The 25,441-nt window shown below is 69.0% G+C and carries 26 protein-coding genes and 1 pseudogene; 12 read left to right on the plus strand and 15 right to left on the minus strand.

Features of this window, described 5'->3' with window-relative positions; translation table 11 throughout:
* Positions 1-134: 134 nt before the first annotated feature.
* The 5 genes and pseudogenes from JOL79_RS21160 to JOL79_RS21180 form a co-directional block, all read left to right on the plus strand.
* Positions 135-476, plus strand: a complete 342-nt coding sequence (locus JOL79_RS21160) for a type II toxin-antitoxin system RelE/ParE family toxin (protein WP_307848652.1) — start codon at positions 135-137, stop codon at positions 474-476.
* Complete coding sequence (locus tag JOL79_RS21165) at positions 473-772, plus strand: helix-turn-helix domain-containing protein (protein WP_210157613.1); 300 nt, start codon at positions 473-475, stop codon at positions 770-772. Before JOL79_RS21160 ends, JOL79_RS21165 begins: the two co-directional genes overlap by 4 nt.
* A gap of 239 nt (positions 773-1,011) precedes the next feature.
* Positions 1,012-1,218 (plus strand): hypothetical protein, encoded by a 207-nt coding sequence (locus JOL79_RS21170; RefSeq protein WP_030506893.1) that lies wholly within the window; start codon positions 1,012-1,014, stop codon positions 1,216-1,218.
* Positions 1,215-1,631 carry a type II toxin-antitoxin system VapC family toxin gene (locus JOL79_RS21175; protein WP_210157614.1) on the plus strand — a complete coding sequence of 139 codons (417 nt, stop codon included), beginning with the start codon at positions 1,215-1,217 and terminating at the stop codon, positions 1,629-1,631. The genes JOL79_RS21170 and JOL79_RS21175 overlap by 4 nt, the downstream gene beginning before the upstream one ends.
* A gap of 94 nt (positions 1,632-1,725) precedes the next feature.
* Positions 1,726-1,830: pseudogene (locus JOL79_RS21180) on the plus strand (peptide-methionine (S)-S-oxide reductase MsrA); the annotation flags it as partial.
* A gap of 174 nt (positions 1,831-2,004) precedes the next feature.
* On the opposite strand, the gene JOL79_RS21185 reads toward JOL79_RS21180, so the two are convergent.
* The 3 genes from JOL79_RS21185 to JOL79_RS21195 all read right to left on the minus strand — a co-directional run bounded on the left by JOL79_RS21185 (position 2,005) and on the right by JOL79_RS21195 (position 5,318).
* On the minus strand, positions 2,005-3,012 hold the full coding sequence (locus JOL79_RS21185; RefSeq protein WP_210157615.1) for an alcohol dehydrogenase catalytic domain-containing protein: 1,008 nt from the start codon (positions 3,010-3,012) through the stop codon (positions 2,005-2,007).
* 24 nt (positions 3,013-3,036) lie between these two features.
* Complete coding sequence (locus JOL79_RS21190; protein WP_210157616.1) at positions 3,037-3,927, minus strand: SDR family oxidoreductase; 891 nt, start codon at positions 3,925-3,927, stop codon at positions 3,037-3,039.
* Positions 3,928-4,586: 659 nt separating this feature from the next.
* On the minus strand, positions 4,587-5,318 hold the full coding sequence (locus JOL79_RS21195; RefSeq protein WP_210157617.1) for an SDR family NAD(P)-dependent oxidoreductase: 732 nt from the start codon (positions 5,316-5,318) through the stop codon (positions 4,587-4,589).
* Between the two features lie 89 nt (positions 5,319-5,407).
* Between JOL79_RS21195 and JOL79_RS21200 the strand changes: the two genes are divergently transcribed.
* Entirely contained in the window at positions 5,408-5,851 is a 444-nt protein-coding gene (locus tag JOL79_RS21200; RefSeq protein WP_230985198.1) for a MarR family winged helix-turn-helix transcriptional regulator, read from the plus strand.
* 50 nt (positions 5,852-5,901) lie between these two features.
* Here the strand turns inward: JOL79_RS21200 and JOL79_RS21205 are convergent, their stop codons facing one another.
* Positions 5,902-6,567 (minus strand): TetR/AcrR family transcriptional regulator, encoded by a 666-nt coding sequence (locus tag JOL79_RS21205; RefSeq protein WP_210157618.1) that lies wholly within the window; start codon positions 6,565-6,567, stop codon positions 5,902-5,904.
* A 109-nt stretch (positions 6,568-6,676) separates the two neighbouring features.
* On the opposite strand from JOL79_RS21205, the gene JOL79_RS21210 reads away from it, so the two are divergent.
* Positions 6,677-7,624, plus strand: coding sequence for an SDR family NAD(P)-dependent oxidoreductase (locus tag JOL79_RS21210; RefSeq protein WP_210157619.1), 948 nt, complete (start codon positions 6,677-6,679; stop codon positions 7,622-7,624).
* 314 nt (positions 7,625-7,938) lie between these two features.
* Here JOL79_RS21210 and JOL79_RS21215 read toward each other — a convergent pair whose 3' ends face one another.
* Positions 7,939-8,925: a LysR substrate-binding domain-containing protein gene (locus JOL79_RS21215; protein ID WP_210157620.1), complete on the minus strand. Its 987-nt coding sequence runs from the start codon at positions 8,923-8,925 to the stop codon at positions 7,939-7,941.
* A 71-nt stretch (positions 8,926-8,996) separates the two neighbouring features.
* On the opposite strand from JOL79_RS21215, the gene JOL79_RS21220 reads away from it, so the two are divergent.
* The 3 genes from JOL79_RS21220 (at position 8,997) to JOL79_RS21230 (ending at position 14,072) form a co-directional block, all read left to right on the plus strand.
* On the plus strand, positions 8,997-9,896 hold the full coding sequence (locus JOL79_RS21220; protein WP_210157621.1) for a dihydrodipicolinate synthase family protein: 900 nt from the start codon (positions 8,997-8,999) through the stop codon (positions 9,894-9,896).
* A gap of 482 nt (positions 9,897-10,378) precedes the next feature.
* Positions 10,379-12,748 (plus strand): RICIN domain-containing protein, encoded by a 2,370-nt coding sequence (locus tag JOL79_RS21225; RefSeq protein ID WP_210157622.1) that lies wholly within the window; start codon positions 10,379-10,381, stop codon positions 12,746-12,748.
* 244 nt (positions 12,749-12,992) lie between these two features.
* Positions 12,993-14,072: a hypothetical protein gene (locus JOL79_RS21230; protein WP_210157623.1), complete on the plus strand. Its 1,080-nt coding sequence runs from the start codon at positions 12,993-12,995 to the stop codon at positions 14,070-14,072.
* Positions 14,073-14,248: 176 nt separating this feature from the next.
* On the opposite strand, the gene JOL79_RS21235 is transcribed toward JOL79_RS21230, so the two are convergent.
* The 3 genes from JOL79_RS21235 to JOL79_RS21245 form a co-directional block, all read right to left on the minus strand.
* Positions 14,249-14,827, minus strand: a complete 579-nt coding sequence (locus tag JOL79_RS21235) for a helix-turn-helix domain-containing protein (RefSeq protein WP_210157624.1) — start codon at positions 14,825-14,827, stop codon at positions 14,249-14,251.
* A gap of 78 nt (positions 14,828-14,905) precedes the next feature.
* On the minus strand, positions 14,906-15,988 hold the full coding sequence (locus JOL79_RS21240; RefSeq protein ID WP_210157625.1) for a questin oxidase family protein: 1,083 nt from the start codon (positions 15,986-15,988) through the stop codon (positions 14,906-14,908).
* A 10-nt stretch (positions 15,989-15,998) separates the two neighbouring features.
* A complete protein-coding gene (locus JOL79_RS21245; RefSeq protein WP_210157626.1) occupies positions 15,999-16,574 on the minus strand; it encodes a dihydrofolate reductase family protein in 576 nt (191 codons plus the stop codon).
* A 130-nt stretch (positions 16,575-16,704) separates the two neighbouring features.
* Here JOL79_RS21245 and JOL79_RS21250 point away from each other — a divergent pair, with 130 nt between their 5' ends.
* Positions 16,705-17,700 (plus strand): ArsR/SmtB family transcription factor, encoded by a 996-nt coding sequence (locus JOL79_RS21250; RefSeq protein WP_210157627.1) that lies wholly within the window; start codon positions 16,705-16,707, stop codon positions 17,698-17,700.
* A 107-nt stretch (positions 17,701-17,807) separates the two neighbouring features.
* On the opposite strand, the gene JOL79_RS21255 is transcribed toward JOL79_RS21250, so the two are convergent.
* The 3 genes from JOL79_RS21255 to JOL79_RS21265 form a co-directional block, all read right to left on the minus strand.
* Positions 17,808-18,185, minus strand: a complete 378-nt coding sequence (locus JOL79_RS21255) for a GNAT family N-acetyltransferase (protein WP_210157628.1) — start codon at positions 18,183-18,185, stop codon at positions 17,808-17,810.
* A 118-nt stretch (positions 18,186-18,303) separates the two neighbouring features.
* Entirely contained in the window at positions 18,304-19,056 is a 753-nt protein-coding gene (locus JOL79_RS21260) for an SAM-dependent methyltransferase (protein WP_210157629.1), read from the minus strand.
* A 104-nt stretch (positions 19,057-19,160) separates the two neighbouring features.
* Positions 19,161-20,045 (minus strand): fructosamine kinase family protein, encoded by an 885-nt coding sequence (locus JOL79_RS21265; protein WP_210157630.1) that lies wholly within the window; start codon positions 20,043-20,045, stop codon positions 19,161-19,163.
* A gap of 262 nt (positions 20,046-20,307) precedes the next feature.
* Between JOL79_RS21265 and JOL79_RS21270 the strand changes: the two genes are divergently transcribed.
* Positions 20,308-21,342 (plus strand): hypothetical protein, encoded by a 1,035-nt coding sequence (locus JOL79_RS21270; protein WP_210157631.1) that lies wholly within the window; start codon positions 20,308-20,310, stop codon positions 21,340-21,342.
* A 205-nt stretch (positions 21,343-21,547) separates the two neighbouring features.
* Here JOL79_RS21270 and JOL79_RS21275 read toward each other — a convergent pair whose 3' ends face one another.
* From JOL79_RS21275 to JOL79_RS21290, 4 genes are all read right to left on the minus strand, one after another.
* Complete coding sequence (locus JOL79_RS21275; protein ID WP_210157632.1) at positions 21,548-22,216, minus strand: response regulator; 669 nt, start codon at positions 22,214-22,216, stop codon at positions 21,548-21,550.
* Complete coding sequence (locus JOL79_RS21280; protein ID WP_443674005.1) at positions 22,213-23,397, minus strand: sensor histidine kinase; 1,185 nt, start codon at positions 23,395-23,397, stop codon at positions 22,213-22,215. The genes JOL79_RS21275 and JOL79_RS21280 overlap by 4 nt, the downstream gene beginning before the upstream one ends.
* 57 nt (positions 23,398-23,454) lie before the next feature.
* Positions 23,455-24,039: a hypothetical protein gene (locus JOL79_RS21285; RefSeq protein WP_210157634.1), complete on the minus strand. Its 585-nt coding sequence runs from the start codon at positions 24,037-24,039 to the stop codon at positions 23,455-23,457.
* Between the two features lie 309 nt (positions 24,040-24,348).
* Complete coding sequence (locus tag JOL79_RS21290; RefSeq protein ID WP_210157635.1) at positions 24,349-25,287, minus strand: TetR/AcrR family transcriptional regulator C-terminal domain-containing protein; 939 nt, start codon at positions 25,285-25,287, stop codon at positions 24,349-24,351.
* Positions 25,288-25,441: the final 154 nt, after the last annotated feature.

Genomic DNA, 25,441 nt, shown 5'->3' on the forward strand with positions numbered 1-25,441 from the left:
GCGGCCAGGCTCTCCTCCACCACGTGGAGTCATACCGGGGACTCGCCGACGACGACTTCGCAGCCCTCGACCAATGGCTTCGAGCTCTGTGAATCACACGCAATCCACAGGATTTGACAATTGCTCGGGGTACGGTGGAGCTTGAGCCAGAGGTTCGGAAGTGGCTTGAGGATTTACCTGCGGAGGCATTCGCGAGGGTGGCCTTCTATGTTGATCTGCTGGCTGCGGAGGGTCCCCTGCTGGGTGAGCCTTATACGAAGCAGCTTGACGGCAAGCTCCGCGAACTGCGGTTTCATCTGGACGAGATCGCTGTGCGCATCACCTACTGGATTGCAACGGGTCGCAGGATCGTGCTCTTGACGGTGTTCCGCAAGACTCGGATGCGCGAGGACCGTGAGGCCGAACGGGCTCGGCGAGCTATGCGTCGCTGTATTGAGATGGCGCACACCGTCGATGGGGAAGAAGAAGCGATATGAGCGAGCAGGAGAGCTGGCGAGAGCTCAGGGATCGCCGGTTGGCTGAGCCGGGTGCGACTGAGGCCTATGAGGCGACGCGTCTGGCCTACGAGCTGGGCAAAACGGTTCGGGCGATGCGTGAAGGGCGGGGCTGGAGCCAGAATGACCTGGCCCGTCAGGCCGACATGACGCAGTCGGCGGTGGCGCGGTTCGAAGCGGGCGGGACAATCCCCACGTTGCCGGTCTTGGAGCGTTTGGCACGTGCCCTGGACGCGGACGTCGAGGTCCGGCTGACACCTCGGGCTCCCGCTGCCTGAAGTGAGGTCCGAGTGCCGCTCGGAAGCCGCTATCACGCGCCGAGAGCCTGGAGGGCTACTGCGGCCTGGTTGGGACGCCCCGTCGGCCTGACCGCCGGCGAAGCCTGAGGGCGGGTCTCGTCGGCCCGGAGACGCCTGAAGGCCCTGGGCTGACAGCCTCGGCAGCGGCCAGGTTCGCGGAAGTAAAGGAGAGACGCTACGGGACTGTCCGTAGCAGCCCGACTGATTACACTCGATGCATGAGCGTGATGCGCGAGGAACTCCACCACCTGGTGGATCGGCTGCCGGAGGAGAAGGTGGCTCCTCTGCTCCGGCTTGTCCGGGATCAGCTCGAAGAAGCGCCTGTGGTACGTGACTTGCCGTTCATCGGCCTGCTCGAAGCGGAGCCTGATTTCGCGGAACGCTCGGAGGAGATCCTGCGTGCGGAGGACAATCACTCCTTGTGATCGTCATTGACTCGGGTCCGTTGATCGCCGCACTGAACATCCGCGATCGCTACCACGAGGCCTGTGCCCGCCTTCTGCAGACCCATCCAGAGCCACTGCTCGTCCCCGCGACCGTGGTCACCGAGGTCTGTCAACTCGTTGAGAAGCGGCAGGGGAGCAAGGCGGAGGCGGCGTTCCTGCGATCCTTCGGGTCTGGCCTTACCTTGGTGGAGCTCGCGGATCGTGATCTTCAGCGAATGAGCACTCTGGTTGAGACATACGCCAGTCTTCCCCTCGGCGCGGTGGATGCCTCTGTCGTCGCCGTCGCTGAACGACTCGGTATCACAGAGGTGGCCACTCTCGATCGCCGCCACTTCACTGTTGTCCGCCCACAGCACACCGGAGCGTTCATGCTCCTGCCGGAGCGGCTCTGAACGCTGTCCCGCCCGCCAGTATGGAGGGCGGTGTTCCCTTTAGTTGAGGGTCCTGCCAGGGCGGGCGCGGGCCTTGCGATTTTTGCCTGAAGTGGAGTGCTACCACCAGCAGTACCTGTTCCGTAACCCGAACGGCTACTGCGGTATCGGCGGCACCGGTGTCGCGTGCCCGGTCGGCCTGACCTCTGGTGAGGCCTGACCTGCGGTCAGCCCAGGATCAAGCCGTCCGAGTGCGAGGAACGGGACGAATCATCGAGATCAACTGATGGAGAAGCAGCGGATCGGCGAGGGTGCGCGTTCATGAAACGGCGGAGCGGGCGCCTTCACCGCCCGCTCCGCCGGCTTTATCACCCAGCACCGAGTCGCCTGCGCCTTAGAAGACGATCACCCGGCGGCCGTGGACACCACCTGCGGCCATCGCCTCCAGCGTCTTCGGCGTCTCGTCCAGCGAGATCTGGGTGATCTCGGGCAGGATGTTGTGGGACGCGGAAAAGCGCAGCGTGTCGCGCAGGTCGTGCGGGGAGCCCGACGGGTTGGCCATGACGTGCAGCCGGTTGAGGACCATCGGCATGGTCGGCAACGAGAGGTTGCCCGCGTCGTACCCGCACAGCACGAGCGTGCCGTCGGGGGCCAGCCCGCCAAGCGTCGACGCGGCGGCCGCGGTGGTAGGGGCCGCGTTCAGTACGACGTTGGCGCCACCTTCCCAGGCCTTCAGCGCGACCGCCGGATCCTCCTCCCCGCCGGCGATGAACCGCTCGGCGCCCAGTCCCAGCGCCTCCTGCTCCGACCGGCGCGAATGCCCGATGACCGCGACGCGAGCGCCCATGGCGACGGCGTACCGGATGGCAAGTGCCCCGATGCCGCCGGCACCGATGACCGCCACCCTGGACTCAGGCGTGATCCCGGCCCGGCGCAATCCGTTGTAGGCGGTGATGCCCGCGCACATCAGTGGCGCGGCCGCGATCGGGTCCAGCCCGTCCGGAAGCGGGGTGACGAACCCGGCCTTGAAGATGCCGTACTCGGCGTATCCGCCATCGGTCATGATGCCGGTGATCCGCTTGGACGGGCACAGAATCTGCTCGCCCCGTACGCAGTAGTCGCAGTGCCCGCATGAGTCGTAGAGGAACTGCGCCCCGACATGGGTGCCCACCGCCGGGAAGGTGACGCCCTCCCCGACAGACTCCACCACACCGGTGACCTCATGCCCAGGCACCACCGGGAACCGCGCGAACGGGTAGTGCCCCCGGACCAGGTTCAGGTCGGTGAAACACACCCCACACGCGATGAGCCGGACCAGCACCTGACCCGGCCCTGGCGTGGGCACATCCCGTTCCACGATCGACAGAGGCTCATTCACCCCGGTCGCGACAGCTGCACGCATCGCTACTCCTCTTCTCTGTCAGTTCTACTTGTGAACGGTGAGCAGGTCATCGAGGCCGATGCGGGCGTAGAACTCGCGCCGGACGCGGTCGGCGACATTCGAGACCTCTTCGGATCCGTCGTTCGCCGGGTCGATGTGAACCCGGTACGGCCGCTGCCCGGCCGGCAGGGCGACGATCCGGGTGATCTCATCGGAGACCAGCGAGACGTCGGCTTCCGCGGGGAACAAGGCGGCGAGCTTCTGCGAGACCTGATCCATCAAACCCGTATACCTGGCCTCGTACTCCGTCTCGACGTCGGTGTCGGCTGGGCGGCCCGAATGGGCGAAGTGGTTGGTTCCGCTGGTGAACGATCCCGGGACCACGATCGAGGTCTCCACGCCCCACCGGGCCAGCTCGGCTGAGTAACTCACCGCGAGCGAGTCCATGCCGGCCTTCGCGGCGAAGTACGGCGCCAGGTACGGCGGGGTGCCGCCCTTGACGCTGGAGCTGGACACCCAGATCACCAGGCCCTGCCCACGGTGCCGCATGCCCGGCAGCACCGCACGGTTCACCCGTTGGGTCGACAGGACGTTCACGTCGTACAGCTCGGCGAGCTGTTCAGGGGTGAACGCCTCGACCGGGCCGACCACCATATGGCCGGCGTTGTGGATCAGAACGTCGATCCGGCCGGAGTCGGCCTCGATCTGTGCGATCGCCGCGTCGACGGACTCCTGTGAGCTCACGTCCAGCTCGATCGAGCGCAGGTCCACGCCGTACTCCTTGGCATAGTCGGCGGCAGCCTGGACCTGCGGCGCGTTGCGGCCGGTGGTGGCACGCATCCCGGCGTAGACGATGTTGCCGGCATCGGCCAGAGCGCGCGCGGACAGCGCGCCGAAACCGCTGGACGCCCCAGTGATGACGATGACGTTGGTCATATCGATTCCTCTCCTGTCGGTCGTGCGACGTGCGCAGGACGCACATCCCGGCTCGGCTTGCCCGGCGAACGCCGAAGCCGGCGATGATGGTGGAAAGAGGTCCCGACACTGATCGAGATCTCGGCGACGTCCTCGCCGCGCCCTGTCCGTGCCCGCCGAGACCGCGCCACGACGGCGCTGCGACCCCACGTGACCTGCGCTATCGCAGTCGATATCTCAATAGGACCGCGGCACTCCATCAACGCCTGCCCACATTGCCAGATGCGGCCCGCCCGTTATGTCGGTAAATTGCGCAATGTGCGCCCGAGGTTGCGCAGACCGTGCGCCGGCCCTGGTGCCGGCTCAGCGATCACCCCGCTCGGAACTGGCGGCGGAACTCCTGGCCCTAGGTCGCCCGGCAGGCCCGGCGCCGATCGAGGGCCAGGCCCGTTTCCGGCGAGGCCTTTCACGACAGGGCGCTGGGGGATCAGTTGTCGGCAGACGGGCCATGGTGGCAGGCCATACCGACGGCGGCCGGGGTCGCTTCCCACCGTTTCTTGACCCGTGTAGAGGAAGAAGCCGACGATCAGGTGGTCGCCGAGCTCGCGGTTTACGCGGCGACCGTGCCGCTCATGCCGACGATCGCCCTGCAGCCCAGTCTGCCTTGCCGGGCGCGGATCTCAGATCATTCCTCCTGCGGCGTGGATGATTTGGCCCGTGATCCAGCGGCCGGCATCGGAGGCGAGGAAGGCGACGATGTCGGCGATGTCAGACGGTTCGCCCAAACGGCCCAACGGCGTGCGTGCCTTGGCGTCGTCGATGACGTGCTGGGGGACGGTGTCGATGACGCCGGTACGGGTCAGACCGGGCAGGACGCTGTTGACTGTGACGGATCTGGAGCCCACTTCCCAGGCCAGAGTACGGGCGAACTGGTCACCCGCGGCCTTGCCCGCGGCGAGCAGCGCCATGCCGGGCAACGGTGAGACGGTCAGGGCGGAGGAGATTACGATGATCCGGCCGTGGTCGCGGATGCGCCGTGCGGCCTCACGGAGGGCCACGAACGTGGCCCGGATGTTCGCGTGTACATACTGATCGAAGTCGTCGTCGGTGGCATGAGATAGCGGCCCCGCGGTTGCCGTGGCCGCGTTGTTCACCCACACATCCACGCGGCCGTATTGGTTCTCGGCAGCGTCGAACAGCTCCTTGACCGCTGCGGGCTGAGTGATGTCGGTCCGGATCGCGGTGGCCTGCCCGCCCACGTCCTTGATTCGGGCGACGACCCGCGCCGCCGTTTCCTGATCGCGGGAGCCGATGACGACGTGCATTCCCGCTACGGCGAGCCGCTCACTGATCGCGCGTCCGATGCCGCGCGATCCCCCGGTAACGACCGCAACCCGCTCCTCGGCACGCATAACCCCTCCAATTAGACGATCCTATGGACAGTCGAGATCATCAACTATTTGGTTGGGCATGTCAACGGTCGAGGTAGTAGACTTTCTCTATGGCCGCCGCCCACGAGGACGAACTCGTCGAGATGTTGATCGGCCTCTTTCAGGAGATCGACGGCTTGTTCGCTGCGGCCAGTCGTCGGCTGGGGCTGACTCCTCAGCAGGCGCAGTTGTTGTGCTTCGCTCGACATCGGCAGCCGTCATCCGGAGAGCTGGCGGCCCTGCTGCACTGTGACAAAACCAACATCACCGGCCTGGTCGACCGGCTTCAGCGGCGCGGCCTGCTGACCCGTCGACCCGACCCCGACGACCGCCGCGTGACTCGCGTCCACCTCACCGCTGAAGGCGAGGCGCTCAGCGGTGAGTTCCAGCGAGTCATCGACACGACCCTGACCACGGGCTTCAGCTCCTGGCCCAGTACCGAACGCGACGATCTCATCCGCCTGCTGAGCTCCGCCACCTCAGGGCTGCGTTCCCGACCGCGGCAAGCGCCCTAAGAGCTGCTGACGCGCTATCGAGGCTCCAGGACCTGTCGATGCAAGGCAGGTCAGCGGCGGGGTAGCACGCCCAGGAGAGTTGCGGTCAGGGCCAACTTCAAGGAGTCCTTCAGCTCCATGTGGAAGCGGGCGAGGTCGGGCTCGGCCTGGTAGGCCGCCTGCAGGCTGGGTGGGGGTGTGCTGTACGCCGACAGCGCGCCGGCCATGACCATGGTTTGCAGGCTGAACAGTGTTGCGTTCTCGCCCAGCTCCGGCAGGTGGTTCTGGATCAGGGCGGTCATGGTCGCCAGGCGCTCCAGGTAGGCGCGCTTGTAGCGTGCTACGACCTCGACGGAGACGTTGTGCTCCAGGACGCCGCTCTGCGAGCCGAAGAGGTCGCACAGTACCACTCGGCTGGAGAGCGAGCGGCTGAGGATCTCGGCCACCGCTGCCGCTCGCTCGGCCATGGGCAGATTCTCGTCGACGCCGGCCGCCAGCTCGTCCGCCAGTTCCGTCAGCCACTCCCGCAGGAAGCGATCCAGCAGTTCCAGCAGCACCGCCTCGCGAGATTCGAAGTAGCGCAGCACGTTCGGCTTCGCGAGGCCCACCCGGCGGCTGAGCTCGTTCAGGGTGACCGCGGCCACGGGCATCTCGTCGAGCATCGCCGACGCCATGTCGAGGATCGCCCGTCGGCGGATCTCCCGCTGCTCTTCGGTGCGCGCCCGCTGGAAAGTCACGACCGCCAGCCTAACTTAGGTACCTCCGGTACGTTGACAACGTACCGGAAGTACCTTAGCGTCGTCGGTGCAAGATACCTTTGGTACGTTAGTTAGTTGGGAGCCTGACATGGGCGCGAAGTGGACGACGGCCAACATTCCGGACCAGCGCGGACGGGTGGCCGTGGTGACCGGGGCCAACACCGGACTGGGGTACGAGACCGCCAAGGCGCTCGCCGAGCGCGGGGCGTCCGTGGTGCTCGCCGTACGCAACGTCGAGAAGGGCGAGCAGGCCGCGGCCCGCATGACCGGGGACGTGACCGTGCAGGCGCTGGACCTGACCTCGCTCGACTCCGTCCGCACCGCGGCGGCGGCGCTGCGGTCCAGGCTCGACCGGCTCGACCTGCTGATCAACAACGCCGGCGTGATGTACACCCCGAAGCAGACCACCCGGGACGGCTTCGAGATGCAGTTCGGCACCAACCATCTCGGCCACTTCGCGCTCACCGGGCTGCTGCTGGACCTGATGCTGCCGGTGCCCGGCTCCCGCGTGGTCACGGTCAGCAGCATCGGCCACCGTGTCCGGGCCGCGATCCACTTCGACGACCTGCAGTGGGAGCGGTCGTACGGCCGGGCCGCCGCCTACGGTCAGTCCAAGCTGGCCAACCTGATGTTCACCTACGAGCTGCAGCGTCGGCTCGCCGCGCACGGCACCACCGTCGCGGTTGCCGCGCACCCCGGGCTCTCCAGCACCGAGCTCGCCCGCAACAGCCCCGCGGCCCTCCGGCTTCCACTCACCTGGCTCGCGCCGCTGATCGCCCAGACGCCGGCCATGGGCGCGCTGCCGACCCTGCGCGCCGCCACCGACCCCGCGGTGCTCGGCGGCCAGTATTACGGTCCCGGCGGACGCTTCGAGGTCATGGGCCACCCCCGGCTGGTCACCTCCAGTCCGGAGTCGTATGGGGTAGCCGTCCAGCAGCGGCTGTGGGCCGTCTCCGAAGACCTCACCGGGGTGAAGTTCCCCGGCGTTCAGTCCAAGCAGAAGTCGCTTCCCTCCAAATCGGTCATCACGATGTAGCCCGCGCTGGTAGGGGGCGTCGGCTCGTCGCGGAGCAAGCGGGAGGCGCCGAAATGAGCTGCGGCGCGAGCAGCCGGCCCTCAAGACGCCGGCCTCCCGCATCGCCGGCCCGCCGCGCACGGTTCCGCCGATCAGCCGGAAACGCTCCGCCAGGACCACCAGACCGAACCCGCGATCGAGGGCCGGCACCGTTTCTGGCGAGAACCTTCACTACAGGGTCAAGGCTCGCGGCGCGCCGGCCGACGACACGATCAAGGCGGCGGCCCACCACCAACGTGATCTCCACGACACGAGCCGCCACCGTATTGGGCGATCTACCGGGCCAGGAACTCGCCGGTGGAGGCGCGGAGCGCGGAGACGAACGCGGCGACGGCCGGGTGGGCGGCGGCGCCCCGCCGGTAGGCGACGCGGGTCCGCCGGCGTGTGGGCAGCGGGACGAGGCGGACGCCGGCGGGCGGCTCCGCCGCGGCCAGCTTGGGGACGAGCGACACGCCCTGACCGGCGGCGACCAGGGCGAGCACGGTGGCGAAGTCGTCGGCGTGGTGACGCGCCCGGGGCGTGTAACCGGCGGCCCGGCAGACCTGGAGCATGACGTCGTGACACAGGGTGCCGGGACTGGCCATGATCCAGTCGGCGTCCCGCACGCGAACCAGCGGGTCGCCGTCCCCGCCCGTCGCGGCACCGGCGGAAGCAGCCGGCGAGGCACCCGCCGAAGTGCCCAGGGCCGCGAAACCGGCGGCGCGCGGCCGCGGCTCGGCGGGCGGCATGGCCGCAGGCAGGGCGAGGAAGACGGTCTCGTCCAGCAGCGGTACGGTGCCGAGCGCGGGGTCCGGGTCGACGGGCACCACGTCGTAGTCGTGGAGCAGCCCCACGTCGAGCCGCCGCTCGCGCAGGGCGGCCGGCACCGCCACCGGGTCCAGCTCGGTCACCATCAGCTCCAGCCCGGGATGCCGCCGTCCCAGCTCCACCAGCGCCGCGGGCAGGAGCGTGCGCACCGCGGTCGGGAACGCGCCGATGCGCAGCGGGCCGGACAGCCCGGTTGACATCGAGGCGAGCGCGGCCGACGTCCGTTCCAGGGCGGCGAGCACCGTCTCGGCGTGCTCGACGAGGAGCCGGCCGGCCGGAGTGAAGGCCACCCGCCGCCCGGTGCGTTCGAGCAGCGCGACGCCCGCCTCCCGTTCGAGCAGGGACAGCTGCTGGGAGACCGCCGACGGCGTGTAAGTGTGCGCCTTCGCGACGGCGGCGATCGTGCCGAGATGCGACAGGTCACACAGCAGCCGGAGACGGCGCACATCGAGCATCAGAACAGCTTACGGTTCTGTTCAGAAACGTGAAATGGACCTAACCGGTCGCGCTGCCCGACGCTGGGCCCATGATGCTCACCGGTCTGTACGTGCCCCTGGTCACCCCGTTCGACGACGAGGGGAAAGTCGCCCTCACCGCGCTGGAGGCGCTGGCGCACGACGTGCTCGACGGCGGCGCGGCGGGCGTCGTCGCCCTCGGCACCACGGCGGAACCCTCGTCGCTCAGCTCCGGGGAACGGCGGGCCGTCGTTGACGTGGTCGCCGGAGTCTGCCGTGCGCGCTCGGCCCGGCTACTGGTCGGCGCCGGGACGGCGGAGGCGCTGACCGCCCTGCGCGGCCGTCCCGAGGTGACCGCCGCCCTCACGCTCGTGCCGCCGTTCGTGCGGCCCGGCGAGGACGGCGTGGTCGCGTATCTCACGTCGCTCTCAGCGGTCAGCCCGGTGCCTCTCGTGGTCTACCACGTCCCGTACCGGACCGGGCAGCGCCTGTCGCCCGAGGCCGTCCTGCGCCTGGCCGCCCTGCCCGGCGTCGCCGGGATGAAGTACGCCGTCGGGGGGATCGACGCGGACACCGTCGGGCTCCTCGCCGACCTGCCGCCCGGCTTCGCGCTGCTGGGCGGCGACGATGTGGTCGTCTCGCCCTTGCTGGCGCTCGGTGCGCACGGCGGCGTCGTCGCCTCGGCACACCTGCGCACCGCGGAGTTCGCCGAACTGATCGACGCGTGGCGCACGGGCGACGCCGTACGCGCCCGGCCGCTCGGCCACCGCCTCGCCGCCCTGTCGGCGGCACTGTTCGCCGAGCCCAACCCCACTGTCGTCAAGGCCGTCCTGCACGCGCAGGGGCGCATCCCGACCCCCGCCGTACGGCTGCCGCTCCTGCCCGCCGGTCCCGGCGCGCTGCGGTCGGCGCTCCGGCATGCCGGCCAGGACGTCGGGCCGCCGGTGGCGGTCGGCCAGGGGATGGCATGAGGCGGCAGCTGGTCTACACGGACACGAGGCGGACCGCCTTGCCGCACAGCCGGTTCATGTCGTCCTCGTCCGAGGCAAAGCGACGACAGGGGGTGGAGCGGAGAGTCCGTCTTCGCCTCCTCGCGATGCCTCGCGTTCCAACAATCTCTGCCATAACCGGGCGCAACCGAACGTACGCGTGAAACGTTCAGCGCAGGCGACACCCGACCCACGCGTTTCTGCTGCCCGCCGGTTCTGCCAGGTTCACAGGCCGGTTTTCCCGTCTGACTACGTCTTGACATGTCCCAAGCGCTCTGACATTTTCAAACGGCTTCCAACAGAAGTGTGACGTACGACGTCCAACCGAGCGTGCCGGGGCCGACCGCTCCGGACCCGGCAGGGCCGGTGAACCGCCCGTCACCCATCCCCCACACGGACACCCCCGGAGGTCCGGCATGCGCAAACGTCGACCAGTCGGCGACAGGAAATGGGTCCGCATCGTAATGGCGACGGTCGCGGCGGCCGTGACCGGCGCCGGCGCCGTGGTGACGTCCGCGCCGGCGGCCCAGGCAGCCACGACGACCATCACGGTCAACGGTGGCTCGACGGGACGCACGTTCGACGGGGTGGGGGCGATCAGCGGCGGCGGCGGCAACTCCCGGCTGCTCATCGACTACCCGGCGACGCAGCGCTCACAGATCCTGGACTACCTGTTCAAGCCCGGGTACGGCGCGGCGGTGCAGTTGCTGAAACTGGAGATCGGCGGTGACGCCAACTCCACTGACGGCTCCGAGCCCAGCATCGAGCACGCCCGCGGTGACATCAACTGCAACGTCGGCTACGAGTTCTGGCTGGGCGAGCAGGCGGTGGCGCGTAACCCGAACATCAAGCTGATCGCGCTGCCGTGGACCGCGCCGGGCTGGATCGGCGGCGGTAACTTCTGGTCCCAGGACATGATCAACTATGACATCTCCTGGCTCAACTGCGCCAAGCAGCACGGCCTGACGATCAGCTACATCGGCGGATGGAACGAGCGCGGGCACAACAAGACCTGGTACGAGAATCTCCGGTCGGCCCTCAACTCCAACGGCTACGGCAACGTGCAGATCGTCAGTGACGACAGCTTCGGCCTGTCCACCGCGGACGACATGCAGAGCGACCCCGCGTTCAAGGCGGCGGTCGGCGTGGTCGGGTCGCACTACCTGTGCGGCTACCTGGGCGACGCCACCTCGTGTCCGTCCAGCGCGAACGCCGTGGCCACCGGCAAGCCGATCTGGAACAGCGAGTTCGGATCGCAGGACTACATCAGCGGCTCGGCCCCCTACATCCGCAGCATCACCCGCGGATACATCGACGGACAGATGACGGGCTTCGTCAACTGGCCGCTGGTGGCCGCGCTCTACCCGAACCTGCCCTTCAACACCACCGCCCTGGCGGTCGCCAACTCGCCGTGGTCGGGCGCCTACCAGCTGGGCCGCAGCCTGTGGGCGAACGCCCAGGTCGCCCAGTTCACCCAGCCGGGCTGGCGCTTCCTCACCGGCTCCGCGAGCGGATACCTCGGCGGCAACCGGAGCAACGGCAGCTACATCTCCCTGAAGTCCACCAACAACACCGACTACTCGACCATCTACGAGACCACCACGTCGTCGAGCACGCAGACCGTGAACGTCAACGTGACGGGTGGACTGAGCACCGGGACCGTGCACGTGTGGTCCACCAACCTCGGCTCGAACAACCCCGCCGACTGGTTCGTCAGGCAGCCGGACATCACCCCGAGCAACGGCTCCTACTCGCTCACCATGCAGCCGAACCGGATCTACTCGGTGACCACGACGACCGGCCAGGGCAAGGGCACGGAGGCCGGCCCGGCGAGCGCGCCGCTGGCTCTGCCGTACTCCGACGACTTCGAGTCCTACGCCTCCCGCACCGAGGCCAAGTACTTCTCCGACATGCAGGGCTCCTTCGAGGTCCGGCCCTGCGCCGCCGGCCGGTCCGGTCAGTGCCTGCAGCAGGTGACCCCCCAGCGTCCGATCGAGTGGCAGGACGACAGTGACGCGTTCGGCCTGGTCGGCGACCCGTCCTGGAGCAACTACAAGGTCAGCGTGGACGTCGACTTCCAGCAGGCCGGCACCATCACGCTGCTCGGGCGGGCGAACACGCAGCAGCGCCCGCAGAGCCACCAGGCGGCCTACCAGTTGCGGCTGAACAGCTCCGGAGCCTGGTCGATCGCCAAGAGCACCACGTCCGGCGCGGTGAGCACCCTCACCTCGGGCACCCGGAGCTCGCTCGGGACCAACACCTGGCACACGATCTCGCTCAGCTTCTCGGGCAACCAGATCAGCGCCACCCTCGACGGCACCGCGCTCGGCTCGGTGACGGACGGCTCCTACTTCACCGGACAGGTCGGGCTCGGAGTGGTCGGATACCAGACCGACATGTTCGACAACCTCTCCGTCACCGCGACCAGCGGCGGAAACGGCAACACCAGTGTCGGCCCCATCAGGGGACAGGCCTCCGGCCGCTGCGTCGACGTCCCCAACGCCTCTCAGACCAACGGCACCCAGGTCGCGCTCTGGGACTGCAACAGCGGCGCGAACCAGACCTGGACCGCCACGTCCTCCAAGCAGCTCATGGTCTACGGCACCAAGTGCCTCGATGCCGCTGGACAGGGCACGGCGGACGGGACCCGGGTCGACATCTACGACTGCAACGGCGGCGCCAACCAGCAGTGGACGCTCAACTCCGACGGCACGATCGTCGGGGTCGGCTCGAACAAGTGCCTGGACGCCTACGGCGCCGGCACCGCCAACGGCACGCAGCTGGTGATCTGGACCTGCAACGGCGGCTCGAACCAGAAGTGGTCGCGCAGCTGATCCGGCGGTGACACCGGCCGGCCGGATCCGCGCCGCAGCCCGCGGCGCGGACCCGGCCGGCCGCGCTTCCGTTGATGGCGCGGCGCCGGGCGGTGCTACCCGTGCTCGGCCGGTGGGCGTGCGCCGGTTCCGTTCGGTCCTTCACCATCGCCGGCTCGAGCACGGACAGCGTCTGCCGCTCCCGGCTTTCCGTGAACTACGGCTCTCCTCCGGGCGTCATACATGTGAACGGAGGGAAAGCGTCATGCGTACCGTTTTCATCGCAGGAGTGACGGCGCTCGGGCTGGCGTGTGTGCCGGCCACGGCGGCGTCCGGAGCCGCACACCGGGCCGAGGGGCCGACGCCGGGGTGGAAGCAGGCCAGGGTCAACACGCTGCCCGGCGACGACGTCCTCAACGACGTGACCGTCCTGGGCAACGGGTCGGTGTGGGCGGCCGGTCACCGGATCGTGAACGGACAGCAGCGGGGCCTGGTCCAGTGGTACGACGGCAGGACGTGGCGGGTGATCCCGAACAGCCCGCCGTACGAGCTGCGGGCCGTGACGGCCACGTCGAGCAGGAACGTGTGGGTTTTCGGTCCGGGCAAGGCCGCCCGCTGGAACGGGCGCACGTGGGCCTCCGCCTCGCTGGGCGGCGCGTTCGCGGCCGCCGACGCCGACGGGACGAGCGCGAAGGACATCTGGGCGGTCGGGGGCACGGCCTCGGCGAGGCACTGGAACGGGTCCTCCTGGAGGAGCGTGAAGCTCCCGGGCCAGGCCGCGGCCGTCGACGCGTACCGGTCCGGCGACGTGTGGGCGGCGGGAGGCAGGGGCGGCCAGCCCGCGATCATGCGGTGGAACGGGAGGTCCTGGGCGCTGATGCCCACCCCCGCGCTCACGCTCCCCCAATCCGACGCGGTCGCGGCCATCGAGGACATCGCGGTGCTGGGCCCCGGGAACGTGTGGGCCGTCGGGGGCGTCACCTGGGAGGGGGCGAACGACGAGGGTGACGACGTGAACTACAGCCGCACCCTGGTGATGCGCTGGAACGGCAGGGCATGGGCCGCCTCGGTCGGCTCGACCCAGGCGCAGCCGTACACGGAGGTGGAACCGGACGGCAGCGGCGGCGTATGGGTCGTGCAGGGCAGCTGGAACCCCGCCCTGTGGCACGTCACGGGGTCGGCCTGGACGCGCACCCCGCTTCCTCACAAGGCGGGCACCGACGCCGTCGTATTCTCCATTGCGCGCAGGCCCGGTACGGCCACGGTCTGGGGCGCGGGCTTCACGGTGCCGCAGGGCGACCCCGACGACCCGACGGCCAACGGGACGTTCTGGCGCACCCGCTGACGGTCTGGTCACTGCTTGCCCGGACATGGGGCGCCGTCAAGGCCGTGATGCCGCTGGTGAGCAAGGACCTGATCCCTCTGGCCGCCGCGCTGCTTCTGCTCGCCCTCGCGCCCGTGGCGCGAGGGCGCCCCCAGTCGCCGTCGCGAGCGCCGGCCGTGCTGTGACCGCCCGCCGGACTACGCGCCGCGGGGCTTCGCCCGGACGTGCATCCGCTCGCCCTGCGCCCCGAACAGGCTGAGCACCTCCACCGGCCCATCTCCCGTGCTGCCGAACCAGTGCGGCAGCCGCGTGTCGAACTCCGCCGCCTCTCCCACCTTGAGCACGACGTCGTGCTCGGAGAGCACCAGCCGCAGCCTCCCGTTGAGCACGTACAACCACTCGTAGCCCTCGTGCGTACGCGGCTCGGGAGCGCAGCGGTCGACGGCGATGATCATCTTGAACGCCTGCAGCCCACCGGGATGCTGGGTCAGCGGCAGGATCGTCATGTTGTCGCGGTGGATCGGCGTCATCCGCACCCGCGGGTCACCGACCGGTGGCGCGCCGACGAGCTCGTCGAGCGGCACCTGGTAGGTCCGCGCGAGCGGCAGCAGCAGCTCCAGGGTGGGTTTGCGCTCACCCGACTCGAGACGCGACAGCGTGCTGACCGAGATGCCGGTGGACTCCGCGAGCCGGCTCAGGGTGCTGCCGCGCTTCTTGCGCAGCGCACGCAGCCGCGGGCCCACGGAGGCCAGGACCACGGCGTCGTCGTTTGCCATATTGGCAATGCTACTTGTCGAACGGGCCTCACTTCGGGATGAGGCCCGCTTCCTGGGCGACGCCTGAACTTGCTCGCGTCAGGGACGGCCGATCAGCTCGCCGACGTGCAGGGTCGCGGCGAGCAGTTCGGGGTCGCCGATGCGGTCGTAAGACTCGACGGCCGTGTCGGCGAACTTCAGGACGTGCTCGTCGCCGTGCTCAGCTGCTCGCTGGAGCGCGTCCTCGCGGGTCAGCTCGGGATAGCGCCGGACGATCTCCGCGCACGGGGCCGGCCGGGCCGGGGCGTACGTCGCGATGACCGCCACCACGGCCGCCCAGGCCGCCGTCAGGCTCGGCAGCCACTGCTCTGCCGGCAGGACCGGGAGCACGTGCCGCACGGCGTTGGGCGCGGTAGCGGCGTGGACCAGCAGGACCGGCGAGCCGTGGCCGAGCGTGAGGTACGCCTGGGCGGCGCTGTCGACGAGCGACTCCAGCCGCGCCGGGACCTCCTCGGCGGACGCGGCGGGTTTCAGCGCGCGCAGGCTCCCAGTCCAGCCCGAGCTGCGCTCGAGCCGGTCGAGCCGGTGGGCGATGAAGCCGGTTTGCTCTTTGAGCCGGGTGACGGCCGGCAGGGCCTGTTGCGGTGTGAGGGTGCCCTCCGGCGCGACCACCCCGGCGAGCTCGCGGTAGCGCGCGGCCCAGAACGCCAGCCCGTGGGCCAGCTCGTCGAGGGTCTGGCGTGTTGGGGCGCAAGCGGTGCCGCGCAGCGTACGCACCGCGTGACTGACCCGGATCACGCCGTGGGTCGAGCCGGCCACGATGCCCGGCAGCAGCCGTGGCCACCACTCGGCGAGCACTTCCTGCCACGGGCGCTCGGTCAGGTCGTGGCGGAAGTACGCGGCCCAGTCGGGCAGCCGTCGCGCCTGGCCCAGCGCCGCGCGCCACTCGCCGGGCCGGATGGCCGCGCTCGTGCCGGGCAGCTCCGCCAGACGGCGTACGTAGCGGTCGAGCCAGCCCTCGACGTCGATGTCGAGCCCCCGCCGGACCATGACCTCCACGGCCATCGGACCGTGGTTGGTCAACCCGTGGTTGCCCTCCTCGTCGCCGCCGAACTCCGGCCCGTACGCGTGCAGTCGTTCGTACGCTGCGGGCAGGGCCTCGATCATCGATTCGCGGGTCATGACGGCCACCTCAGCGGACGACGTCATAGACGAGCTTGGTGATGCCGTTGGCGTACGTCTCGGACTCGACCACCTTCAGCATCTGCTTGTCCTTGTCGGTGTCGCTGAACATCCGCTTGCCGGCTCCGAGCAGCACGGGGAAGACCAGCAGGTGGTAGCGGTCGATCAGGCCGGCGTCGGAGAGGTCGTGGGCGAGGGCGGCGCTGCCGTGGATGAAGATGGGGCCGCCGTCGGTCTCCTTGACCTTCGCGACGTCCTCGAGGGAGCGCAGGATCGTGATGTCACCCCAGTTGTCGACGAGGGCGTCCTGGCCGAGGGTGGTCGAGACGACGTACTTCGGCATCTCCTTGAGAGCGGCGAACTCCTCCATGCCCGGCCATACCGGCGCGAACGCCTCGTAGCTGGTCCGGCCGAACATCAGCGCGGTGGCCTCCTCGATCTCACGGCCCTTCAGCTCGTAGGCCTCGGGCAGGAACTCGATGTCCTTGAAGGTCCAGCCGGCGCTGCGGTGGGTCTCGGTGCCGCCGCCGGGAGAGTCGACGACGCCGTCCAGCGAGACGAAGGCGGTGTAGATCAGTGTGCGCATCTTCGATTCCTATCCGTGGTCAACGAGGATGACCTAAGTCTGTCCTGACATCACACACACCGCCACGATTAGGCTCAGAGCTAATCGGAAGGGCGGCCGCGTGATCCACCTGCACTTCACGGCGACGGACTTGACCCGTGTACGCTTCGCCGCCTCACCCCTCATGGAGACGGTCGCCAGCCTGCGTACGCTGGCCGCCCGCAGGCAGGGGCGGCACCTGCACCGTCCCTGGATGGACAGGTTCGCCGAGCGAGCGGGCCGGCTGCGCGAGCGCGACCTCGACCTGCTGCGGGCGCTGGTGCGTCCGGAGGGCTACATCCCCGACTTCATGGTGCCGCCGCCGGGTCGCCGGTCCTCGACCTTCGCGGACGCTCTGGCGCAGATCGCCGACGCCGATCCGGAGATCGTGGCACAGGAGCTGGCGCACCTGGCGGCCCACCCGGTCGCCCAGCAGGGGCCCGGCCGCGAAGGGCGGCGAGCGCTGCTCCAGGCGCTGGTGGACCGGCCGGATGCGGGCATCGGCCCCGTCACGGAGGCGCTCGAGACCTACCACCGGGTCGCGATCGCCCCGGACTGGCCGCGGATCAATGCGTTACTCAACGACGACATCGCCTACCGACTCGATGCCCTGGCCGACGGCGGCGTCGACCGGATGATGAGCAACCTGCACCCGTCGGTGACGTTCGCCGACCAGACGCTGAGGATCGTCAAGTACTACGAGGGCCACGCCGACTGCGGCGGGCGCGGCCTGTTCCTCGTGCCGTGCGCCTTCGCCTGGCCGGACGTCCTGGTGCGGACCGCGCAGCCGGATTCACCCAGCGTCTCCTACTCCCCGCGCGGCCTCGGCCGGCTCTGGGAGGAGTACCCCGAGCAGACCGGCTCGGCGCTTGCCGGCGTCCTCGGGCAGACCCGGGCGGCCCTGATGGCCCAGCTCGACCTGCCGATGTCGACCAGCCAGGCCGCCACTCAGATGGCGCTCTCCGCGCCGACGCTCAGTGTGCACCTCCAGGCGCTGCGTGCCGCCGGGCTGCTCACCTCGCGCCGGGCGGGCCGGCAGGTGCTCTACTCGCGGACCGAGCTCGGTGACCGGCTGCTCAGCGAGGCAGGCCGGCAGCCCGACGCCTGAGCCGCATACCGCTACCACCAGCGGTACCTTTTCCGTAACCCGGACGGCTGCTGCGGCACGGGCGTCTCCTGCCCCGTCGGCGGAGCCATCGTGTGGATCCGAAGCCTTCAAGCCATCTGAAGTTCCGAAGTCCCGTGCAGGCCCGAGGTGCGCATCCAACCGATCAGTTCATCGGCCAGGCGTACTCGAACTCGGGCAGCTCGAAACCCTGCTGGAAACGGCATATCCGCTCGTCCGTGGCGCTCATCGGGAGCCGGAAACAAATAGACAAAGCCAAGCAGCTCTCCATCGTCGTGAGCGACGAACAGCCCTGAACCCTGCACAGGCGAAGCCAGCCGTTCCCGCCACAGTGTGAGCCGGTCATCGGTCAGGGGCCCGTTCAGGAAGCTGTCGGGCATGATCCCCGCATACGCCGAACGCCAACTGTCTACGTGCAGAGCAACAATAGGGACAATGTCGTCAATTTTGCCGTTTCTAATCTCCATGGCGCAGAGCACCCCATAGGGGAACGAGCTGGGGCGCGGGAGGCTCTGATCCAGCGATGACCCACCAAGCTGAATGATCAGCGCTGAACAACCTCATGATTCAAACCTCATCCAGGTCCTAGGACGGGTCAGGTCGTCGTTGGAGTAGGAGCGTGGCGAAGCCCAGGATTCCCCGGTAACCGTGCAACCACATGTCGCGGTGCTCCAGAGCCGCCGTGCGAGCAGCGTCGGCGTCTGGGCCGGGATGCTCGTTAGCCCAGCGCAGCAGCGTCCCCGTCCAGGACCACTCGTATTCGTCCCATTCGGCCAGGTCGCTGGTGTAGGCGTAGATCAGGTCGAAGCCGGCGGATTCGGCGGCGGTGACGGTGCCCGGTAGGTCGAGGTAATCGGACGTCTCGACGCCCAGCCGGGTGAGCGCCTCCGCCGTCGGCTCGCGCTCCCAGAAGCCCTCGCCCACCAGTGCCAGTCCATTCGGCCGCAGATAGCGGCGGACGTGCCTGACGGTCGGGCTGAGCCCGCCGAACGCGTGTGTGGCCCCGACGCAGAGCACCAGGTCGTACTGCTCGGCGACCGGGAAGTCGGCGGCCGGTCTTCCGTGAAGTCGGATGCGCTCCCAGACACCCTGGATCTCGGCTGCGTGCTCAGCCGCCTTGAGGCTTTCTGCAGAGATGTCCACACCGTCGGCGGTCGCATCCGGGTAGAGAGCCAGCGCGCGTAGTGTCCAAGCCGCCTCGCCGCAGCCGAGATCGAGGATCCTCGCCCCTTCGGGCAGCCGAGCCCGGCGCAGTAGCCGGGTCACGTGGGCGCCAGAGACCGGCGCGGCGATCGGATGGTCCCGATGAGCAAGATGGCTGATCAACTGGCGATCCATGGCCTAATCCTTCGCATCCCCAGGAGCTTGCGGCAAGTCGTATTCGCACTGATGGGCTCACGAGGCTCTCGCCGCCCCCGCTTCCCTCGTGTCCTCGGCTGAGCTCACGGCCGCCGCCGGAACGGGGCGAGCGTGGCGCGCACGAGGTCGGCGGCGCCCCAGTCGGGGTCGAACTGGGCGATCACCGCCAGGTGCTGGCGTAGCTGGAGGATGGGCATGCGGGCGCGCCAGTCGCGGTCGAGCCCGGTCAGCTCGGCGTACAGCTCGAAGAACACGTGCGCCTCGGGCGGCGGCGCCGTCGTCCAGAGGTGTGCCAGGTCGACCTCGGCCCACGTGTACGACACGGCCGGGTCGATCAGCGCGGGCCGCCCGTCGGGGGTGGCCATGACGTTCAGCGCCCACAGGTCGCCGTGCGTGAGGCACGCGGGCCTGACCGGCAGCAACTGGGGCAGCCGGTCGCACAGCCGCTCCAGCGCGGCCCGGTCCGCAGTGTCGAGCGCCTCCTGGACGCGACGCTCGCCGAGCCAGCGCAGCAGACGGTGCTGAGCGAAGAACTCGAACCCGTCGTCATTCCAGGTGTTGACCTGCCGGCGACGGCCCAGCCAGTTGTCCCGGTGCCACCCGAAGCGGGGGTACCGCGTGGTGGTGTGCAGGTGGGTGAGCGCGTGCGCGAACCGCTCCCAGAAGGCCTCGGTGTCCGGCCGGGGCCGCAGCACGGACAGCACGAGCAGGTCGCGGTCCGCGAGGATGATCTCGGGTGTGGCGACGCCGCCCGCCTCGCGCAGCACGGTGAGCCCTTCGGCCTCCGCGACGAAGACGTCGTCCGACGGCGGCTCGCCGAACGCCTTGACGAACACCGGCGCGCCGTCACCGCGGCGCGCGAGCCCCGCGGTCGCGGCGAGGCCTCCAGCGGCCGGCTCGACCGCGACGACGTCGGTCAGGCCGGCCGCGTGCAGGCGTTCCAGCAGGAGACGGGTCGTTTCTGTCACGGGTGTGCTCCTCCACTCCCCGAGGGCCCGGGTAGTGGACGTCTATCACGTCCCAACCCTCGGCGCTCGATCGAGGGACCGGTCATGCTTGAACGGCCCGAACGCGCCGAGAACTGACGGTCCGAGCGGGTGATTCAGATCTGTCGCCGTCGCCTGATAGAAGAAGAGGCCACAGGTCCAAGTCCTGGTGGCTCCACTCAGAGAATGATCACTGATTGAAGCATGCCACCGACGGGCGCGGGTGACGGTAGAAGGAGCTCTGATGGTACGGACGACGCCGCCGCGTCCGGTTGACATCGCTTCCATATTTCCTGAGCTGGCTCCGCTGGCCAGGCAGGCGGTCCGGCTGCATCCGCGCCCCGGCATACCGACGCCTTACGAGAGTTCCATTGGTGGCCCGCTGCTCTGGCCGGCGGATGAGGAGTGGCCGGTGTGCGCGGAAGCGCACGATGATTGGCAGCTGCCGGTGTCGCTGGACGACGTGCGCAGGTGTCGCGCCCTGCTGGAAGCGGCATGGCTTCGTCCCCGTGGCCCTCAGGACAACCTTCTCTCCCCAGAGGAGCGGGCCCTGTTGGACACATTGGAAGCAGGCCACCCCTGGCACGGCGAGCCGAATGCCCTGCTGCCCGTCGCACAGCTCTATCTGCGCGACATCCCAGGGCTGACCGGCCCCGATGGGGCAGATCTGCTCCAGGTGTTGTGGTGTCCCCTCGACCACGAAAGCGGACTGCCCGCGGCCCGCCTGGTGTGGCGGGACGCCGCGAGCGTCGTCGATCCTCTGGTCAGTCCGCCCGAGCCGGCCGATGTCGAACCCGACGGCAACTATGTCCCCGAACCCTGCGTCCTTCACCCGGAGTCCGTCATCGAGTATCCGGCTCCGCAGGAGTTGCCAGAAGAGTTGGCGGGCCGTCTCGCTGCCTGGGGCCGCGCGGAATGGGCCAAAAGCCACCCGGAGGATGAAGATGACGGGATTGGCGGCGCTTACTACCAGTATGAGCTGTCCGTCGCCCCCGGATGGAAGCTCGGTGGGTGGGGGCCATGGAGCTTCTGCGACCCGTGGCCCATGCTCTGTGCCACCTGCAAGACCGAATGCCGGCCGCTGCTGACGGTCAGCTCCGGTGAATGGGACGGCGGGAGCGGGAGCTGGATTCCCCTCGAAGACCGCGTACCGCCGGGACCGGCCGGCCTCCGCAGGCCATCCGACCCTCCGATGGTCTCCATCGGCCGCGGCTACAACATGCAGATCTACGTCTGTCCGGAGTCGTTCGACCACCCTCATCTGGAGAACATGCAGTGATTACTTTCGGCCTGCCCGCCGCCTGGTGAGAAGCGAGGCCAACCAACCGAAGCGTTCTCGCAGGTCGAAGGCGTCGTGTCAGCCCGTCCACGTGCCAGCACACGATGGCGTCCACTCTGTCTGCCTGGTCTGCGGCACGGACGTCAATGCAGTGACCTTCGGCTTGGTGCCCGACGGGGTCGGCGGAGCGCGAGGCCGCTCGCGGCTACGACAGCGCGCCGGGCACCACGAGACCTGTCTCGTAGGCGGCGATCACCGCCTGCACGCGATCGCGCAGGCCCAGCTTGGCCAGCACGTTGCTGACGTGCGTTTTGACCGTGTGCTCGCTCACCACCATGGCTTGGGCTATCTCCGCGTTGGACAGCCCACGGCTGATCATTTCGAGCGTTTCCCGCTCACGAGTCGTGAGGATGTCCAGCCGGCTGCCAGGCGGCGGAGCGGGCCGGTCGGCCGTTCTGGAGGTGAACTGGGCGATCAGCTTCGTGGTGACAGAGGGGGCGAGCAGCGATTCCCCGGCGGCGACCACGCGCACCGCGTGGACGAGGTCGTCACGGCGGACGTCCTTGAGCAGGAACCCGCTCGCCCCCGCTCGAAGCGCGTCGTACACGTAGTCGTCCAGGTCGAACGTGGTCAGCATGAGCACCCGGCAGTCGGTCTCTGCGCATACGATCCTCGCCGCCTCGATGCCGTCCATCGTCGGCATACGGATGTCGAGAAGGAGCACGTCCGGTCGGTGCTCGCGGACGGCGGCGACGGCCTCGGCGCCGTCGTTCGCCTCGGCCACGACGTCGATGTCAGGCTGCGCGTCGAGAATCATGCTGAACCCGGCGCGCACCAGCTCCTGATCGTCGGCGACCACGATGTGCACGGTCATGCCGCCACCCCCAGCGGCAGCCGTACGAGCACCTGAAAGCCCGGTCCGTCCGGGCGGGGGCCTATGGTGGCGGAGCCGCCGAAGGCGGCGGCCCGCTCGCGGATGCCGATCAGCCCGTTCCCGCTGGCCGGGAAGGACGAATCGGAACCGCGGCCATCGTCGGTGACGCTGATCACGAGCATGTCATCCTGCCAGAGGAGCCGGACGTCGGCCTGGGTCGCGCCGGCGTGCTTGACGATGTTGGTGAGGGCTTCCTGGGCCACCCGGTAGGCGGCGACTTCGACGTCGGGAAGCACCGGCCTGGGCCGGCCAGAAGCGGAGTAGGTCACGTCGAGCCCGGCGCCCGCCATCTGATCGGAGAGCCTGGCCAGGTCACCGATGGTCGGTTGGGGCGCTCGAGGACCCGCGTCATCCTTGAGCGCGCTCAGCATGCGGCGCAGCTGGACCATGGCGTCGCGTCCTGCGGAGGCGATCGCGTCGAACGTGGCCTCGGCTCGGGCGGGGTTGCTCCTCACCACGACGGGGCCGGCCTCGGCCTGCACCACCATGAGGCTGACCGCGTGGGCGAGGATGTCGTGCATGTCGCGAGCGATCCTGGCACGCTCGCGTTCGGCCGCCCGTTCAGCCTCCACCTTGCGCTCATGCTCCAGCGTGGCCGCTCGTTCCTCCAGCGCGGCGGCATATGCCCGGGAGGTGGCGGAAGCGCGGCCGATCGCGTACGCGGCGAGGAACAAGACGATGCCGCGCAGGGCGGTTTCCGAGGAGCCGACCAGGAGGATTCCGCCACTGAGCGTGGCGACGAGCATGATCACGCGGGTCGGGCGAGGGCTGTGGAGGGCGACCGTGTACATCGCGATCAGCCCGCTGTACCAGATCGGCTGCGGGGGGACGTTGTCCACGATGTCGTAGCAGGCGGTGGCGATGAGGCTGATCAACAACATGACCGCGGGCATCCGCCGTCGCCACGCCAGCGGCAGGGCCGAGGCGATCACTACGACGTATCCCCACCAGTGCCAGGGCGTTCCGGGCGGGCTGTCCCGGGTGAAGAACGGCCACAGCTCTACGACCATCACGAGTACGGTCAGCGCCGTATCTACCAACAGGGGTGGAAGTGATCTCAATCGGGCGCGAACCGATGTGAAGAATGGCAGAACGGACACGACGCCCAATTGTGCCTCCACGGGTCCGGTGCGGTGACGGCGGAAACGGGACGTGGCCCACGGTCGGTCGGCGTCCCCTCAGGCGAGGGCGGGCGTGGGCTTGCCGGTGCGGGACGCCTGACCGGCGAGGGGGACGAACGAGATGAGCAGGCAGATGGCTCCGAGCGGGATGAAGTCCTTGTCAATGAGCGGAAGGAGAAAGTCGAGCAGGACGAGGAAGGGGGTCCAGACCTTGACGCGGCGAGTCGCGGCGAGCTGGACGACGATCGCCAACTGACCGAGGTAGAAAAGCATCGGGCCGCCGCTGTAGACGGCGACGGAAACCCCTGGGACGGCCTGGATCCGCTCGAAGAGGGGACCCATGGCGGCGTGGTCGGCGGACAGGAAGCCGACCACGATGTCGATGATGAACTGGGTGATCAGCGCCAGGACGCCGGCGATCCCGACCGTGGCGCTCGCCGTGGCAAGGGTGGTACGTCCCGCCATCCGGCGCATCTGCACGAAGGTGGAGACAAACAAGATCATGGCGGTGATGAAGGCGATGTGGCCGGAGGTCCAGGCGAGGCCGGGACCCCGACTGCCGTCGAGTCCGTCGAGGATCCGGATCACTCCGTAGGCCAGGACGAACAGAGGGGCTGCGACGAATGCGATGCGGGGGTTCATGTGGGTGACTCCTCACTGTGTATCCCCCGATCCTGGATTTTTCCGGCCGGAAAGTAATCGCCGATCGGAGCGATTCCGATGCTCCCTCTTACGAGGGAGCTCGCCTCCGTCGTATCGGCGACATGGGCGCCGCCACCGGGCTCGGGCGCTTCGCGGTCGTGTCCGCGCCGTTGGCCTGGGATTGCCCTGGGATCGCGGTCCATCCAGGAAGGCCGCTGCCGGTCGGAAGAACCCGCGAAGCGAGTGCATCGCCCGGCGGAGGCGGGAACGCTACCAGGCGAGCTCACCTCGTAGCACGCCTCGGCACGGTCAGCCCGGCAGCCCGAGAGCGCGGCGGCGGGTGTCGATGCCATCGAGCATGCGCTGCAACCCGTACTCGAAGACCACGTCCAGGTCGAAGTCGAACTGCTCCCGCACGACGTAGCCGAGTCCGGGGTGATCGGCGGACGACGCCCACCGCCGCAGGCCGCCGCCCTGGAGACGCATCCAGTCGTCCGCTGACACTCCAGTGTCGTCCTCTGCCTGTGCCTCCACGAGACGGACCAGCGCCATGCTGCGCACGTGCCCGAACAGGTTGATGTGCGCGCACAGCATGTCGTGTGCGTCGAAGCCCATCGCGCGCAGCGTGCTGAGCGACCACTCGGCGATCGGCAACACGTTGGGCATGAGCTGCGGGCGGCTCAGCGAGAACACATCGGCGGCCCACGGGTGGCGGCCAAAGATAGACCAGAACAGGTGCGCGACCGCCTCGAGTCGTCGCCGCCAGGCCGCCATCGGGATCTCGGGCACCCGGGCTCCGGCGAACACGTGGTCCGCCATCCGCAGCGTCAGGTCACTCCTGTTCGGGACGTGCCGGTAGAGCGCCATCGTCGACACGCCCAGGGACACGGCCACCCGCCGCATCGTGACGAACGGCAGCCCTTCGGCGTCGGCGATCCGCACGGCGGCCTCGACGATCTCGCGCTGGGTCAGCCCGGCGCGCCGGGACCGTTCGCCGGCGACTCGCGGGGCCGTCCCGGCCGGCCGCTCGTCCCGTCGCCGCACGATGGTCCCGCTGCCGGGGATCGTCTCGACCAGGCCCTCCGCGCGCAGAGCGCCGATCACCTTGGTGGCGGTGGCCATCGCGACACCCCAGTCCCGGACGATTCGCCTGGTAGAGGGCACCGGCCGACCTTCCGCCAGCCGCCCGCTCCGGATGTCGTCGGCGATGTCGTCGGCGATACGCAGGTAGAGCGCTCGATCTGGCATGGCCCTCCAGGTGTACTAGTGCGCTCGGGGGTTCGGCTGCCTGCCGCACTACTCCATATGCTGCGGCAACAGGTGAAGTGCACTACCTTGCGCGTGCATCGTTCGGCCTGATCTGGCAATGATGCGTACATTGTACGCATGGTCCGGGCGGGTC

Origin of the sequence: Microbispora oryzae (assembly GCF_017896165.1) — a bacterium.
Taxonomy (GTDB): domain Bacteria; phylum Actinomycetota; class Actinomycetes; order Streptosporangiales; family Streptosporangiaceae; genus Microbispora; species Microbispora oryzae.